This window comes from uncultured Gimesia sp. (assembly GCF_937910335.1).
Taxonomy (GTDB): domain Bacteria; phylum Planctomycetota; class Planctomycetia; order Planctomycetales; family Planctomycetaceae; genus Gimesia.
Window position 1 is genome coordinate 20,985 of the sequence record NZ_CALEMX010000224.1, and the last position, 12,984, is coordinate 33,968.

16 protein-coding genes and 1 pseudogene are annotated in these 12,984 nt (G+C 46.2%); 10 read left to right on the plus strand and 7 right to left on the minus strand.

Annotation, left to right across the window (positions count from 1 at the left end):
* Window positions 1-44: 44 nt before the first annotated feature.
* Entirely contained in the window at window positions 45-464 is a 420-nt protein-coding gene (locus tag Q0668_RS08670; RefSeq protein ID WP_298862945.1) for a dual specificity protein phosphatase, read from the minus strand.
* A gap of 90 nt (window positions 465-554) precedes the next feature.
* Window positions 555-776: a hypothetical protein gene (locus Q0668_RS08675; RefSeq protein ID WP_298862948.1), complete on the minus strand. Its 222-nt coding sequence runs from the start codon at window positions 774-776 to the stop codon at window positions 555-557.
* A 484-nt stretch (window positions 777-1,260) separates the two neighbouring features.
* Here Q0668_RS08675 and Q0668_RS08680 point away from each other — a divergent pair, with 484 nt between their 5' ends.
* Window positions 1,261-2,409, plus strand: a complete 1,149-nt coding sequence (locus Q0668_RS08680; RefSeq protein ID WP_298862951.1) for an NPCBM/NEW2 domain-containing protein — start codon at window positions 1,261-1,263, stop codon at window positions 2,407-2,409.
* A 44-nt stretch (window positions 2,410-2,453) separates the two neighbouring features.
* The gene (locus Q0668_RS08685) at window positions 2,454-2,636 is read left to right on the plus strand and encodes a CPXCG motif-containing cysteine-rich protein (protein WP_298862954.1); all 183 of its coding nucleotides are present in this window, start codon (window positions 2,454-2,456) and stop codon (window positions 2,634-2,636) included.
* 25 nt (window positions 2,637-2,661) lie between these two features.
* Here Q0668_RS08685 and Q0668_RS08690 read toward each other — a convergent pair whose 3' ends face one another.
* A complete protein-coding gene (locus tag Q0668_RS08690; protein WP_298862957.1) occupies window positions 2,662-2,877 on the minus strand; it encodes a DUF1653 domain-containing protein in 216 nt (71 codons plus the stop codon).
* The gene (locus Q0668_RS08695) at window positions 2,874-3,578 is read right to left on the minus strand and encodes a DUF2293 domain-containing protein (protein WP_298862959.1); all 705 of its coding nucleotides are present in this window, start codon (window positions 3,576-3,578) and stop codon (window positions 2,874-2,876) included. The genes Q0668_RS08690 and Q0668_RS08695 overlap by 4 nt, the downstream gene beginning before the upstream one ends.
* A 277-nt stretch (window positions 3,579-3,855) precedes the next feature.
* Here Q0668_RS08695 and Q0668_RS08700 point away from each other — a divergent pair, with 277 nt between their 5' ends.
* Window positions 3,856-4,062 (plus strand): hypothetical protein, encoded by a 207-nt coding sequence (locus tag Q0668_RS08700; RefSeq protein WP_298862962.1) that lies wholly within the window; start codon window positions 3,856-3,858, stop codon window positions 4,060-4,062.
* A 4-nt stretch (window positions 4,063-4,066) separates the two neighbouring features.
* Complete coding sequence (locus tag Q0668_RS08705) at window positions 4,067-5,506, plus strand: ATP-binding protein (protein WP_298862965.1); 1,440 nt, start codon at window positions 4,067-4,069, stop codon at window positions 5,504-5,506.
* Between the two features lie 190 nt (window positions 5,507-5,696).
* Here the strand turns inward: Q0668_RS08705 and Q0668_RS08710 are convergent, their stop codons facing one another.
* Window positions 5,697-6,953: a tetratricopeptide repeat protein gene (locus Q0668_RS08710; RefSeq protein WP_298862968.1), complete on the minus strand. Its 1,257-nt coding sequence runs from the start codon at window positions 6,951-6,953 to the stop codon at window positions 5,697-5,699.
* A 211-nt stretch (window positions 6,954-7,164) separates the two neighbouring features.
* Here Q0668_RS08710 and Q0668_RS08715 point away from each other — a divergent pair, with 211 nt between their 5' ends.
* A complete protein-coding gene (locus Q0668_RS08715; RefSeq protein WP_298862971.1) occupies window positions 7,165-7,569 on the plus strand; it encodes a DUF4345 family protein in 405 nt (134 codons plus the stop codon).
* Window positions 7,570-7,651: 82 nt separating this feature from the next.
* On the opposite strand, the gene Q0668_RS08720 is transcribed toward Q0668_RS08715, so the two are convergent.
* Window positions 7,652-8,167, minus strand: a complete 516-nt coding sequence (locus Q0668_RS08720; RefSeq protein WP_298862974.1) for a hypothetical protein — start codon at window positions 8,165-8,167, stop codon at window positions 7,652-7,654.
* Between the two features lie 145 nt (window positions 8,168-8,312).
* Entirely contained in the window at window positions 8,313-9,116 is an 804-nt protein-coding gene (locus Q0668_RS08725) for a hypothetical protein (RefSeq protein WP_298862976.1), read from the minus strand.
* Window positions 9,117-9,466: 350 nt separating this feature from the next.
* Here Q0668_RS08725 and Q0668_RS08730 point away from each other — a divergent pair, with 350 nt between their 5' ends.
* The 5 genes and pseudogenes from Q0668_RS08730 to Q0668_RS08750 form a co-directional block, all read left to right on the plus strand.
* Complete coding sequence (locus Q0668_RS08730) at window positions 9,467-9,787, plus strand: metalloregulator ArsR/SmtB family transcription factor (RefSeq protein WP_298862978.1); 321 nt, start codon at window positions 9,467-9,469, stop codon at window positions 9,785-9,787.
* Window positions 9,788-9,815: 28 nt separating this feature from the next.
* A complete protein-coding gene (gene arsB, locus Q0668_RS08735) occupies window positions 9,816-11,069 on the plus strand; it encodes an ACR3 family arsenite efflux transporter (RefSeq protein ID WP_298862981.1) in 1,254 nt (417 codons plus the stop codon).
* A 22-nt stretch (window positions 11,070-11,091) separates the two neighbouring features.
* The gene (locus tag Q0668_RS08740) at window positions 11,092-11,496 is read left to right on the plus strand and encodes an arsenate reductase ArsC (protein WP_298862983.1); all 405 of its coding nucleotides are present in this window, start codon (window positions 11,092-11,094) and stop codon (window positions 11,494-11,496) included.
* Between the two features lie 212 nt (window positions 11,497-11,708).
* Complete coding sequence (locus Q0668_RS08745; protein ID WP_298862986.1) at window positions 11,709-12,407, plus strand: pirin family protein; 699 nt, start codon at window positions 11,709-11,711, stop codon at window positions 12,405-12,407.
* A 177-nt stretch (window positions 12,408-12,584) separates the two neighbouring features.
* Window positions 12,585-12,984, plus strand: a pseudogene (locus Q0668_RS08750) (hypothetical protein); the annotation flags it as partial.

Below are 12,984 nucleotides of genomic sequence, written 5' to 3' on the forward strand. Positions count from 1 at the left end.
ACCGTCAAAAGAAGTATGCAGACTGGTTCAGCGATCTTGCAGAACTAGTTCTGTTCGAGACAGGCTTCAATCTGATTCCATAAACCGGGCGATACATCGCACGGGCCGATTGCGGCGATCTGCTGGATTGCTTCTTCGAATGAAATCGCTTTGGTTTTCGACATGGCACCAGCCACAATCGCCGGCGAGCGGCTCATACCCGCGCTGCAAGCTACCAGTGTGGGCATCTCAGTCTGAATGAACCGGGCCACAGTCTCAATTGCCGTTGCTAATACCGGCTGATTATTTTCGTCGCCATCGAGCAAAGGCAGACGGCAGTAGACGATCTCTCGCGGAAAGGAAATCGGCGGTTCTTCCAACGCCAGATCAATGATGGCAGAAATTCCCAGATCCAGCACACCTTTTACGTCGCGTGCATCACGCGCATTTCCGATCCAGAGCAATTGGGGAATGACTACGCGCATGAGTAACATCTCACTCAAATATGATGAGATTCCTGACCGTTTCCTTGATATCACATCCCGGATCGTTCTATCAGGAGGACGATTCAGTGATCAGCCACCTGTTCGTCGTTGCGTAAAGGAACTTTTACTGTTGGTCACCACAGGTTTCGCCTTCGGAACGGCTGCACTCATGATTTGTGATCGCTGGGTAGCCGGCTTCAAGGATGCCTTGGCCGTTTTCTCCTGCGTACGCTTTTTCGCGCTCGCAGCATGTTTTTCCTTGGCGACTCGTTTTTCCCGTTCCTTCTTTTTCTGCTGTTTATTCTTGGCCATCTGGCTATTCTCCGGTTTTTGTGTTGTTTTTCTAGGAATAAAATAAGTCAGACCAGCAAATCTGGTCCTTTCAACTGCAATGGGCATGATTCTAACACAGAGCAGAACCCCTGACTAGAAAGGCTTTTGAACTCTATAATAACGCCATTTCCCAAAATTTGATAGAATGGATGCAATGGAGAATTCCATGTCAAAAAAAACATCACCCACAACACGCCAACCAGCAACGAAACTTCCCACCTGCAAAAGCAGATGCAGAAGACTAAGAATAATGTAATAACAAACCAAAAAAGGCAAGCGATAAAAACAGATTTGAAACAGGACATCGTCCAAGGCATGTCCTGAATAATTGTCTTAAAAAAGTAGGTTTGTGAAATAGGTTGAAAGAAAGCTTGGAAAGTCAGAACGGTTGACTTACGATAGAAACGGTATACTTTGTTTATCTTGCACAGACGTTCGACAAAACTCTCAATCGGATTCAGAAATGTTAACTCTTAAAAGTCAGTTTATCGTTCACACGCTTTTTGTTGTCTTGTGTACCTTGGTCCTTCACGGTGGGACTCAAGTTCTCCAAGCGTTTCCCCCTGCAGAGAACATCGATTTCTCTGAGAAATACAAGCAACTTTTACAGGAAGCCAAATCAACATCTTCCAAAGGATATTTGAAAGAAGTGGCGTTTGACGCGATCGAAACAGGTCAGGCTGCGATCAAGGCAGGCGATTATTCTGCAGCAGTGAAGATCGCAACTCTCGCCGTCAAAATTGGGAAATCATCAGGGAATAATCACGCATATACGCTAGCGAATAATTTTAAACAACGCAGTGGTATGTTGGCTCGAGAATATCGCAAGGTAGAAAATTTTCATAAAAACCTGCAAAAGGATCCGAAAGACTCAAGGTCGGCATTTTTATATGGAAAGTTTGTCGCCTTAAAGTTGAATCACTGGAAAGAGGGACTTGACTGGCTTTCCAAGGGGGATGATGCAGCATATCGAACTCTGGCCGAACAGGAACTTGCAATCTTAAAAGATGATGATTCTCTGCTGGAGGTTGCCAATGGCTGGTATCAATTAGGTGGCGAAGAGAAAGGTTTGACAAAACAGGAATTGGAACTGCATGCTTATGATTTATATAGTCGAGCGTGGACTCACTCAATCGAAGCAGATCGAACTACAATTAATGCTAGGTTAAGTGAGATGCCCCTCCGGTATCTAAATCACATGGAAGAACAGGATGTCATTCGAGGTCCGTGGGCTTTCGGAAAGAATGGTGACGCTGGAAATGGCGGAATATTTACGGTCAATAAGATTGAGTTCCCCAATGGTCTTGGGTTAGTTCCACAAAGTAGAGGTTTAGCGGCGCGCGTGCGTTACCAACTGGACGGTCAATACAAAACTTTTGTGACCGGCATGGCCCTCATGGACCATTCATATCAATATCTCAGTACAATTACATTTACAGTATTGGGAGATGACAGAGTTCTCTGGAAATCACCACCCATCCGAGGTCGAGGGGACGCGGTATTCTGTAATGTTTCTGTCAAGAACATTAAAAGACTGGAAATTCGAACGGAAACGCCAGGGCGTAATCTGGGAGGACATGCCGTCTGGCTTGATCCACTTGTATTGAAATGAAATGAATTCATATATGATAAGCATTATAGAGAGGGAGAAAAATCATGCAGGAAGAAGCCAAGTATATTTGTGATTCCTGTGGCGAAGAAATCGTCGTTCCCATTGATGTGACCGAAGGCAAAGAACAGGAGTATGTCGAAGACTGTCCCGTCTGTTGCCATCCGATTGTCATCCACGTGCATGTCGAACCCGATGGATCGGCGCAGATACGAGCCGAGGAAGAATAGCCAGGTTCAAGCGCGCATCGCACGTTTATTCTTCAACAGGGCCGATGAATTCGAATCGCGGCACTTCGCGTCCGTCGATGTTGACCGATTCCATAAACATCCCTTTCGGCCGCACCCACAGACCGCGCTCACCATAGTCCTGACGATAGACGACCATTTCTTCTTCTGTCTCACTGTGGCGCGCAATCTCGATCACAATATAATCATTGCCTTTATAATGGCGATAACGACCTGGTTTCATGGGAGTTCTCTTTCTATCGCTGTTTTAGTAGCGGTTTCAGTCAATGCCCGCTGCAGTGGACAACCAGCGGCCGCGGTTACGCTGGTTCGATACTGATTTAATAGTTCTTTAGACCGCTGGGCGAGCATCCGCCGCACTTCCCGCCGTTTGCCTTTGACGCGAGGAATCGTCATTGAATCGTAGGCCGTTGTCTGATGTCGCATCCAGGCAATGACGGCGGCTTCCGCCCGTTGTTCTACAGGAATCCGTTTGGTTCGCGCCACCGTACCACTGCCCACCGGCGTCGCATGTGTGGTAATCGCATGCGACATCTGCTCTGCCAGTGCTTGATGCGCGGGATGAAAATCCAGAAAAGCGAGAACGGAACGATAGAAGTCATCCACGTACTCGGTTTGCGTTTTCTCACGCCGCCGTGCATCTGCTGCCTTGCGTTTGGCATACGCGTCCGTTGATCGCTCGGCTGTCAACTCTTCGCGAAGCCGTTCAATCGTATTCGTAGGCGCCCAGACCCCTTTGGAAAAGAGACGTCTTCCTTTTTTCTCCTGCACGATCCAGAATTCACCCACCGCCTTCACTCGCCGCGTCAAACCCGCATCGCCCGGAGGCAGTAACTCCCAGCCGGCAGGAACAGAATGCACGGATCCATCAGCAGCTTGTACCGTGTCTGGTGTAGGCCCCGGTGAGAAAGTTGAAGCGTTCATCACGTGTTAAATTTCTTTCAAAAATATCAGTAGTACGGGAGCGTTGTTATTTGAGGAATCATGAGACGACAATCATATGGGTAAACTGCTGATTGTTATTAACAAGAATGTGGATGTCTGACAACCCTCCTAATTGATCTACCATTGGTTCGTGATCATCTATGGTTTAGCCTTGATTAGTCCAGAATATATTTGACCCGTAGAGGGGTAATGGGTTACCGTTAACTTTTCAACGATCTTGCATCGAACTTACTTCTGTTACATTGGGAATAGACTTATGCTGCGTTACTTTCTGGCATCCAACTTTTGGCTCCTCTTCATTCTGATTATGTTATTGGCGCAAGGTAATAACAATTCCTACACGGCGCGGTATACGATCTTTGGGTATGGTATGATTCCCGCGACTTTGTTTTGGTTCGTGATTTGTGTCGCATTAGTTGCTTTGCTTGTCTGCTTGAGTAACTGGAAAAAGGGAGAAAGATGAAGTAATGACATTACTGGAATTCTTGTTAATAGAATTGATCATTGGTACTGGGATCGCTGCGTTTGTGATCTGGACGTTGAGGAAAAAATCGGCCAGACAGAAAGCAGAAGCTCAACAGGTTGCACCCTTACTCAAGGCACACTTTGATCCCGTTCTCACCAGTGATATTACCATTTCGGAGCGGAAGTTTCCTTTTCGTGTTCGGGCCGATTTGCAACGGGCCATTGACCGGCTGTTTGATGAAGATACGAACGTGCTCCACTTTTGCGGTGTAAGCGCTGTGTACTCCCAAAAAGGTTTGTCCTTAACCAGTTGTTTCGTGCCAGACATTCATTCTCCTGCGGTTGCGATTCCTCCCGAATACGAAGAAGTGAACGTGGGTGGTGATGATTCAGTCCGTGTTTTAAAAATTGGACTCTGGCTGCTTGAAAAAAATGGAGTTCGATTTGCCGTTTTGCTCTCACCCATCGGAAATTTTGGGAGAATCACGGGCTTGCGGTTTCAGGTAGGTACGCCGAATTCTCCCGAAGGCACAGAGATTACTCAGCAGTTCTTCAGACATTTAGAAGCGGCAATCATCGAGGCAAAAACCTATCGCGGGAAAGTCCTGTCCTTAGAAAAGTTGGAACACTCCTATTCTGGAGAATCAAAGGGCATTAACGTTCATCAACTCAGAACGGTGACAAGAGACCAGGTTATCTTACCAGAACCGACAATAGAACTATTAGAACGAAATGTGATTCAGTTCGTTGCACAACGCGCACAACTTGCGAAGTACAAGCAAGCCACAAAAAAAGGAATCCTGTTCTACGGCCCGCCGGGGACTGGTAAAACACATACGATTCATTACCTTGCAAACGAATTGGAAGCACACACGACTTTACTGATTTCCGCAGAACAGGTAGGCATGTTAGATGAATACATGAGTCTGGCACGCTTGCTGCAACCCAGCATCGTGGTGCTGGAAGATGTCGATCTGATTGCCCGAGACCGCAGGGATATGAACAGTGCCTGTGAGGAAGTACTGTTGAATAAATTGCTCAATGAGATGGATGGATTGAAGCAGGATTGCGAAGTTCTATTTATTCTTACAACGAATCGTCCTGAAACATTGGAAGCGGCTTTGGCCTCTCGTCCCGGTCGTGTTGATCAGGCCATCGAATTTCCCTTACCCGATGAAGCGGGAAGAAAGAAGCTGATTCAACTCTATGCAACAGGTGTCTCTGTGAGTGATGAAGTTGTGGAAGAGGTAATTCGAAGAACAGAAAAAGTCTCTGCATCATTTATTAAAGAGCTGGTGCGACGCTCAGTTCAATTCCATCTAGAACGAAAGGGGACAGGCGATCTATCCAGCGAAGATGTAATCAATGCACTTGACGAAATGTTGGTCAGAGGTGGTTCACTCAACTTAAAACTCTTAGGTGCCGAAAAAATAGCAAAATGAGCATGGCTAAAATATTATTAAACTCAATGGTGAGAAATTGATGACACGAATCTTTCTAGCGAGCTGTGTGAGCGACTTCATTTCCTAAGTCTTTAAAACATTAACCGGGTAATAACATGTCTGTCGGCTTTTCGCAACCAGATGAAGACGGCGGGGGAGAAGAAAAACGTTCTGTATTTGAAAAGTCAGTTTATGATTCTGTACCATGATCAGTATAAGGTTTTTGTTTCTCAAAACATTTTAATTGTGCTTCGCATCTGTGTAATTCAAGTTCAGGTGCTTTTGTACTTGACTCATTGATCCAGCGAATCGCTTCGTCGAATTGTCCTACTTCAGCATATGCGGCTGCCAATGTGCCCAGGTCATTCCATTCAGTCGTATCTGCTAACTCACAGTTACGTAGCGCCAATTGAAGGGCTTTGTTGCCATCGCGGTATTCGGGTACAGGACAGGTCGCCAGCAGCCAGGCCAGACAATTAATGGCATTTCTTGCTTCTGCATCGGATTGTATGGCATGTTCAAAATCTGCTTGCGCTTTTTCAAATGCTTCCATCTTCAGATAAGTGTAACCGCGAGTAGTGAGAAGCTCCGCAGACTGATCCCCCAGTTCAAAAGCACGTGTATAATCATCAATGGCCTTGGGATAGAGTCCAGCTCCTGTATAAAGAAATCCACGATCAAAATAATGAGATGCTTCATTCTGATTTTGCTGGATTAAATCATCATAAGGTTTTTGTAGAACCGCGTTTAGATAATCACACTTGGATTGTCGGGTATTGCCAATTCTTTCTAAAGCAAATCCTCGGGAAACAAAAATATCCGCAGACTGATATCCGAGTTCCATTGCACGACTATAGTCATCAATGGCGTTTGTAAACTGTTTTATTTCGATATAGAGATTTCCCCGCTCAATGTAATTATAAATATCGGTAGGCGAGAGCTGGATTGCTTTAGCAAAGTCTGCGAGGGCTTCTTCGGTCTTACCTAATTTTGAATAAGAACAAGCGCGATTAAAGAGACCATCAAGGAAAGTAGGCTGCAGTTCCAGGCCGTGTGTTGTTTCGACTACAGACTGCTGGTGATTTTCGTTTAACGCATAGATGGCACCCCGATTTAAGAATGCAAAGTGATTGTCAGGCTGTAAGAGGATGATGGTGTTACAGTCAGAGAGTGCTTTATCGAGTTCATTAACACGAATATAAGCGTGCGAACGGCCGAGGTAGGCATCAACTTGTTTCGGATGTCTCGCAATCACTTGTGAATACTTGGCAATTGCAGAATCGTAATCACCACGATGTAATAACCGGTCTCCCTGTTTTACAATACGATTTGAGAAAAGGCGTGGTATTGAGAAGGAGCGTGGTAAGCGATAGATCCACCTCAATACCAGGAACAGATATCCTACTAGAAATACTACACCGAAGATAATAAAGATCGAATCAACCATGAACAGTGTCCTCTTAACTTGGCATGCCATTTTCTGATTATACCTGTTCTCAAGTTGAACGCTACCGTTTTGATATCTATGATCCAGGAGGCAGAAGCAGGTGAAATCTTCGATAGGGCTATCAGGAACGTTCTCGATGAAATTTTAAACAGTGACTGTTCGCTCAACTGAAAACTCTTCGGTGCAGAGAAAATGGGGAACGGATAATCAAATGACGCGAATCTTTCTGGCGCTTATGGGAATCCTTTATGTTTTGCTGGCACTCTGGTGTGCAATCGCACCTGAGTCCACTTCACAGTCTGTCGGATTCACACTGCAACCCGGCTCAGGTCAGTCTGAATTTCTGACAGTCTATGGAGGCCTGGAACTGGGGTTGGCATTGGTTTTCCTTTGGCCTCTATTACAAAGAGCAGTCACGCAGTTTTCGCTGGGAGTTTGTCTGATGGTTCATGGTTCACTGGTATTATTTAGAACCGTCGGCTTCTTCTTGTTTACCGGTTTTGAATCAACAACCTTCTATCTGGCTGGCGGCGAATGGCTCATTTTTCTGATCAGCTTGACGCTCCTATATCGCCAGAGAGACTCAACGGCGCGAGATGTGGAATTTAAAAATTAGCTGGATCTTCCGAAGTTGATATCTGAGAACTTGAAATGAAGCGACGAAAATGAGGTAATGTGATCATCCAGAGCGATACGATTTAGAGAATCGGTAAAACGTCAAACGCTAATGGCCGCTTCCCTTCTTCAACAAAAAATGCATATTGCCGCAGGTATTCAATAGCCGGTCCGAGTAGATATTGTTTCCACTCTTTCACATTCTCATTATGCTGACGCAACGACTCTACTTCGTCCAATAAATCATCACAGGACTCCCACCATTCACGAATTAATCTTAATGTCCAATGCACGTCTCCATCCGCACCGTAGCCTTCGAATGGATCAAAGTTGGCCGCTTGCAGAATACAATCCAATTCAAAGAGATCCGTTGGTTGACGAAAAATGAATTCTTGACCAACATCATCCACCATCACGTTGAATGGTGCTTCCTGTGGGCCTGTCAAGCAGGTGTCAGTCATCGCACCATAAAAAAGGCCCGGGATATTAAAGCGGTTGCATTCCGAAAAGTTGCCGTTGAAATAATTCGTTTCCTTGATCATTCGTTTCGGAACGAGATCGGCAATGTCTGAAAGGTCATACCAGGTCTTTTCGCTCATTGTTGAATAATCCTCAATCGCAAGAGAGACCGTAGATCTTACATAAAACTTTTCATGCTGGTAGAAAATATACAACGATGATAAAAAATTGCCCCTTCCTTATTAGAATGAAAGGGGCAGTGAAATAGTTTTCTGAATAGATAATTCAATCCAGAAATGCCACGTTTCGCATGGCCCGTGATTGATTTTCAGTATTCATCACAACCTGATGCCAATCATGCAGCTTGATGGTTTTATGATCGGGATGGCGAATACGTCCTCGTACATAAACAGCCGGATTACGCCGCATCGTTCTCCAGTTCCAATTCTTAGCGTTTCCGTTACGAGATATAATGCGATGATAATTTTCTGCGGTTACTCCATTCCGGTGATGAGAACAAACATAAACCGTTTCGCCGCCGATTCGATAACAATCGTCGGCCCAGTGTGGTTTGCCTCCGTTTCCGCGAACTAAAGGCTCGTTCTGTAAAGTCAAGGCATCATCAATTTTAAAATCTCGAACAGGTAGAAAGAACCATTCCCCCTGTCGAACATAAGCGGCATTCTTTCGACGGTTTCGGGATCTTCCTGCAACGCGTTTTTGCGCCTGTGCAATCTGAACCTCGCGCGGCTTTAACGCTTCCTTTGCTTGACCGACTGTGCCAACCGATGCGGATTCAGGAATTGCCGCCACAAACCAATGTCGCTCATCATGACCGCAAAGATACTTGTTTTTTTCATCGTTTTCACGAATCATTAACAGCAGATGACGATCGCGTGGTTGAAGATTAAGGACTTGCAGCTCTGCGTTGTCTTGATGTTCAATTTCGAAGAACTCTCCTCGACGGTCGACACCAATATCAAGAGACACTAGACGTTTTGAAGAGCGAGTACGGATATTCGATTCGTCTTTCGTTTTCAATCGTGCGCCGATTCGGTCAAACTGATTGTTTAATAATGTAGTATTCATGACTCTAGGACATAACAATGTGCGAAAGGTTCGCATGGATATCATGGAATCTCTTACAGGAACTGCTGATTTCGACAGGCGCTGCAAAGATTATCGAAATCACAATGAACGAAGCTAATTGGGGTGCTGGATGCAACAGTAGCATTGAAAATATGCGCGGTCGCATTCTGGTGGAAGTACGAGAATAGTTTCAGAAATTATCAGTCCTGCAACGAAAATCACCAGCATCACTACACCCAGCCAGAAAATCGTATCGCCGGCCACACGCATCCAGCGCGTCTTCATGTCAAACTGTTTTCATGCTAAGCTTGACAGTTTCTGTTTGTACTTGGTAATATGGCAATATAGCCATGAAAGAAAAACTACGAAAACAATATGAAGCAAGAGCAAAGATCGCCAAAGCGATGGCGCACCCCAGTCGTTTGCTGATGCTTGATCTACTGCAAAAACAGGAGATGTGTGTCGGCGAGTTGACCGAGCAGGTCGGCGCAGATCAATCGACCGTATCGAAACATCTCGCCATTCTGAAAGAGGTCGGCTTGATTGATGTCCGCAAGGCGGGCGCCCTCAGTTACTACCGGGTTACCTGTGGTTGCCTCGACGGTTTCTTTTCCTGCATGGAGACGGTTCTGCTGTCAGATGTCAAGGGGCGCCAAAAGTCGCTCAAGTAATTAAAGAGCTTTGAAGGAAATGTATTTAATGTCCGCAGAGGAGAGTTGTTCGGCTACTGGGAATCAGGGAATCAGTTTTTTTGAACGATACCTGACCGTGTGGGTTGCCCTGTGTATCGTTGCCGGAATCATTCTGGGGAAATTGGCGCCGGGTTTTGCGCAAACACTCGATGGCATGGCCCTCTATGTCAACGATGCCCCCGTGATTTCAATTCCTATTGCGGTCTGCCTGTTCTTCATGATGTATCCCATCATGGTGAAAATTGATTTCGGTGAAGTTCTCAAAGCGGGCAAGGCCCTGCGCCCCGTAGGATTGACGCTCTTCATCAATTGGGCGATTAAGCCGTTTACCATGTATGCGATTGCCAGCTTCTTCCTGGGCACGCTCTTCCTTGCATTCATCGGACCCGAAGCAGTCGATTATGTGAAAATGCCTTTTGGAGCGAATCTCGCGGTCGGAGCCGAATATGGATCGGGGAAAGTCGTGCTCGTCGAAGGTGTGAAGATGCTGGAAGTTCCCCTGTGGCGAAGTTATCTGGCAGGCTGCATCTTACTGGGAATTGCACCCTGTACGGCGATGGTGCTGGTATGGGGCTTTCTCGCAAAAGGAAACGATGGACACACGCTGGTGATGGTCGCCATCAATTCGCTGGCGATGTTAGTTCTCTACGGCGTCTTAGGCGGATACTTGCTCGGTGTGGGAAAACTTCCCGTTCCCTGGCAAGCCTTGCTGCTTTCGATAGGTGTCTATGTCGCACTTCCGCTGGTGGCGGGGTTCTTTTCGCGAAAGTGGCTGATTGCCAGTAAAGGCGAAACCTGGTTTCGTGAGAAATTTCTGCATGTTCTCACGCCGGTGACCATCGCAGCGCTGCTGGCGACTCTGGTTTTACTTTTTTCATTCAAAGGTGAAACCATTTTGAATAACCCGATGACGATTCTCTGGATCGCCATTCCATTGTTTCTTCAGACCATTTTGATCTTTGCTATAGGGTACGTACTGGCGAAGGTCATGGGATTGACTTACGACAACGCGGCTCCTACAGCAATGATCGGCGCTTCTAATCATTTCGAAGTTGCTATCGCTACCGCAACGATGCTCTACGGGTTATCTTCGGGGGCGGCACTCGCCACGGTTGTGGGCGTGCTGATTGAGGTGCCGCTGATGTTGATGCTGGTTAAGTTCTGCTTGAAAACTCAAAACTGGTTTCCGCATCATACCTCTGCGGAACCGACTGACTCACGAACATCTGATTCTGTGAGTGACGAAAAGAAAATAATATAAAACAACATAAGGGAATCATAAAATGAAACGCGTATTAATTCTATGTACGGGAAACTCCTGCCGCTCTCAGATGGCGGAAGAATTATGGGAAACGCTGGGTGCAGGTGAATGGCAGGCAGAGTCGGCGGGATCAAAACCCTCCGGATATGTGCATCCATTGGCAATCCAGGCGATGCAGGAACTGGAAATCGACCTCTCTACCAACACGAGCAAATCGCTCGACCAGTTCAAAGATCAGCCGTTCGATCTGGTTGTGACCGTCTGTGATAATGCGAAAGAATCCTGTCCCGTCTTTTCCGGTGCCACAGAAACACTGCACTGGCCCTTCGATGATCCCGCAGACGCCACCGGCTCCGATGACGAAAAGATGCACATGTTTCGTCGCGTCCGTGATGAAATCAAAGCCAAAATCGAGTCTTATCTATAACAGGACTCTGCTAGCAGCAGCTTCCGAGATAACTGGATTCCAGGCGTATTTCTGAGTTTTTATACCATGACCATGAGAGGAGAACGTGGAAAGTACAAATAATAATTGACATATAAATAATGAACATATAAACTAAAGGAGATGGCCGAACAATAAGATATGTCAATCAATCAACGTGATCAGGATTAGAATCAGAAACAGGGAGTGAATCAATGTTACAGGTTCGAAAAGCAAACGAGCGCGGGCACGCCCATCACGGTTGGCTCGAAGCGTATCACACTTTCTCGTTTTCATCCTATCAAGACCCTAATCATATGAATTTTCGCGTTTTGAGAGTGATGAATGAAGATCGCGTCCAGCCCGGTCAGGGATTCGGAACGCACCCTCATCGAGATATGGAGATCGTCACTTATGTACTGGAAGGTGCGCTGGAACATAAAGACTCCATGGGCAACGGTGAAGTGCTGCACGCGGGCGAATTCCAACGCATGTCCGCAGGCACCGGTATCACACACAGTGAATTCAATCCCTCCCCCACTGATCCCGTGCATCTGTATCAGATCTGGCTGTTACCTCAGAGTAAAGGAATTGAACCCAGCTACGAACAGAAACGATTTCCTGACGACGAGCAACACAACCAGTTACGACTCGTGGCATCATCCGAGGCTGAACAGGGATCATTACACATTCACCAGGATGCCCGGATCTTCCTCTCAAAAATCGATGCAGAAGCAACAGTGACTCATGAACTGGTAAATGGCCGCCATGCCTGGTTACAGGTTCTACGCGGAGCTGTATCACTTAATGGAGAGAATCTCGCTACCAGCGATGGTGCTGCTGTGAGTGAAGAAAGCACACTGACCATTCAAGCCACCAGCGACGTCGAGATCATGCTCTTCGATTTGGCATAAACGGACTTTCAAATTTGATCAAAGGAAATGAGAGACACAGGCTGGTACGAAAGTCTGTCTATTTCAGAATTATGATTTGTATCGTGCCCGTTTTGCTTTATGATAAAGATGCTTTCATGGGTCTCCAACAAAGAGACCCTCTTTCGCAGCATTGCTCTCCCAAATTCGGGAAATCTGATGGTAGAACAAACGGAAAAAACGGAAATAAAACAAACACGAATTGCCTGGTTCCGGTGGATCTGTCGTGCAACCTTTTTAGTACTTCTCATTTTGCTTGTGCCCGTATATCAAAATGGCCGGGCGATTGTAAAGTTGAAATCACTCAATGAAGTCGATTTCTCTTCAGGACCTGGAGTTCTGCTGGAATCTTTACCCGTAAGTTGGAAAAGTTGGCTTTACACTACCCTCGGTAAAGATCATCTCATGCCCTTTGAAACGGTGACACACTTCGACTGTAGTAACAAGACTGATCTGAACGACACAGAACTCGCTCTCCTCTGTGATTTCAAAAATATTAAAAACCTCGATCTTAACAGCAGAGATATCACTGATGAGGGGCTGAGTCACCTCAAAGGAC

What these genes read in the sequence shown, in the direction of transcription:
- Q0668_RS08745 (WP_298862986.1), top strand. Translation starts at nt 11,709, where the DNA reads ATGTTACAGGTTCGAAAAGCAAACGAGCGCGGGCACGCCCATCACGGT.
- Q0668_RS08720 (WP_298862974.1), bottom strand. Translation starts at nt 8,167, where the DNA reads ATGAGCGAAAAGACCTGGTATGACCTTTCAGACATTGCCGATCTCGTT.
- Q0668_RS08680 (WP_298862951.1), top strand. Translation starts at nt 1,261, where the DNA reads ATGTTAACTCTTAAAAGTCAGTTTATCGTTCACACGCTTTTTGTTGTC.
- Q0668_RS08705 (WP_298862965.1), top strand. Translation starts at nt 4,067, where the DNA reads ATGACATTACTGGAATTCTTGTTAATAGAATTGATCATTGGTACTGGG.
- Q0668_RS08725 (WP_298862976.1), bottom strand. Translation starts at nt 9,116, where the DNA reads ATGAATACTACATTATTAAACAATCAGTTTGACCGAATCGGCGCACGA.
- Q0668_RS08695 (WP_298862959.1), bottom strand. Translation starts at nt 3,578, where the DNA reads ATGAACGCTTCAACTTTCTCACCGGGGCCTACACCAGACACGGTACAA.
- Q0668_RS08715 (WP_298862971.1), top strand. Translation starts at nt 7,165, where the DNA reads ATGACGCGAATCTTTCTGGCGCTTATGGGAATCCTTTATGTTTTGCTG.
- arsB (WP_298862981.1), top strand. Translation starts at nt 9,816, where the DNA reads ATGTCCGCAGAGGAGAGTTGTTCGGCTACTGGGAATCAGGGAATCAGT.
- Q0668_RS08690 (WP_298862957.1), bottom strand. Translation starts at nt 2,877, where the DNA reads ATGAAACCAGGTCGTTATCGCCATTATAAAGGCAATGATTATATTGTG.
- Q0668_RS08740 (WP_298862983.1), top strand. Translation starts at nt 11,092, where the DNA reads ATGAAACGCGTATTAATTCTATGTACGGGAAACTCCTGCCGCTCTCAG.
- Q0668_RS08700 (WP_298862962.1), top strand. Translation starts at nt 3,856, where the DNA reads ATGCTGCGTTACTTTCTGGCATCCAACTTTTGGCTCCTCTTCATTCTG.
- Q0668_RS08670 (WP_298862945.1), bottom strand. Translation starts at nt 464, where the DNA reads ATGCGCGTAGTCATTCCCCAATTGCTCTGGATCGGAAATGCGCGTGAT.
- Q0668_RS08710 (WP_298862968.1), bottom strand. Translation starts at nt 6,953, where the DNA reads ATGGTTGATTCGATCTTTATTATCTTCGGTGTAGTATTTCTAGTAGGA.
- Q0668_RS08675 (WP_298862948.1), bottom strand. Translation starts at nt 776, where the DNA reads ATGGCCAAGAATAAACAGCAGAAAAAGAAGGAACGGGAAAAACGAGTC.
- Q0668_RS08730 (WP_298862978.1), top strand. Translation starts at nt 9,467, where the DNA reads ATGAAAGAAAAACTACGAAAACAATATGAAGCAAGAGCAAAGATCGCC.
- Q0668_RS08685 (WP_298862954.1), top strand. Translation starts at nt 2,454, where the DNA reads ATGCAGGAAGAAGCCAAGTATATTTGTGATTCCTGTGGCGAAGAAATC.